At 23.5% G+C, this 1,277-nt stretch carries 1 protein-coding gene; it reads right to left on the bottom strand.

Annotation, left to right across the window (positions count from 1 at the left end; all coding sequences use genetic code 11):
- Window positions 1-70: 70 nt before the first annotated feature.
- Complete coding sequence (locus LRB30_RS05775; RefSeq protein WP_231014670.1) at window positions 71-934, bottom strand: S2/P23 family protein; 864 nt, start codon at window positions 932-934, stop codon at window positions 71-73.
- Window positions 935-1,277 lie beyond the last annotated feature (343 nt).

The raw sequence follows: 1,277 nt of genomic DNA, 5'->3' as shown, positions 1-1,277 counted from the left end.
TTCTGCACAAACTTCTTGATTTACCTTCAAAAGGCAATAATTCTATTTTCAAAATTTAGTTCATTTTTAATTACTCATCAATAGGAAGTTTTAATTTTTCAGTTGATAAATTGGAATATTTGGTCATTATTAACCTGATAGTGTCATTAAACAACCTTATATTTAATAGTATTTCATAAGTTTTATCTTCATTGGTTTGTTTATTTTTTATAGTAAGATATGCAAGCATATAGTTGCATTTACTTTTTTTATAGAAAAGTTTAAAAGAATCTGTTAATGAATTGTCAAAAACCCCAAAATTATATGAGTAAATATAATTAGGTTCCTTTGAAATTTCTTTTAAACTGATTCTTGCAAAACCAGTTCTATATCGTTCAAAATCAATATTTAATTCTTCTGAACTTAATTTTAGGTTCTTGACTTGGTATTTTTCTTCAAACTCTTTGGTTGATTCAAATGATATTATTTTGGCTATAGGTATTTCTTGTCCTAATATTTTATAATTATTGTCGTTAATGCTATAGGTGTTGTTAGTATAGCTAAACCATGAATAATTTTTGAATCGGATGGGTGAAAAAATATAAGAGTACTTAAGTCCTTCAAGATCTTTAATTAAATTGTTGTGTTTATCTTTTAAAGCTCTTAAATAACCAGATTTTGCCCATGTAACATAACCGCCTGCAAGTAATTCAAATATCTCCCCTTCTTTTAATTCAAACGCAGTTTCTTCAAGAGCAAGGCAAATATTTTTATTATCCGCTTTGACTAAGTTTTTATTACATTCTATAATATTCTTTTCTTTAATTGTATTATAATCAAAACTCTCAGTTTTAATACTAATGATTTTTGAAGATTTTAATGGCGTCCAAGAACACGAATAAAGTAATGATATATATAAAAATACGTTTAAAGTATATAATATGTCTTTTTTCATAAAATATCTCTCTTTGGTAATTTTTATATCCAAATTGGAAATTTATAAAATATTTTTTCATTATATCATAAAAAAACAAATAAATTTTAGGAATGTATTGTAGTATAAATCATTTTTTTCATATTTTTCATACTATGAAAAGTATGAAAAATTAAAGAATAAAGAATTTTTAGATTCCATTGTCCAATCCAATGTAGAGTTTATTTAAAAAATTGTAAAATAAAGTTGAAAATGTCTTTTGATGGGCTAAAATGAAGTATATGTATTTTAAATATTTGCTGTTATTGGAAGTTTATAATAAATTTTGTTTTTATTAAAAAGGTTTATAAGAATACCAGGACAA

Source organism: Borreliella americana, from assembly GCF_021043605.1.
In the GTDB taxonomy this organism is placed as follows: Bacteria; Spirochaetota; Spirochaetia; order Borreliales; family Borreliaceae; genus Borreliella; species Borreliella americana.
The sequence above is the reverse complement of the archived record's forward strand: the minus strand, read 5'-3'. Positions and strand labels throughout refer to the sequence as shown.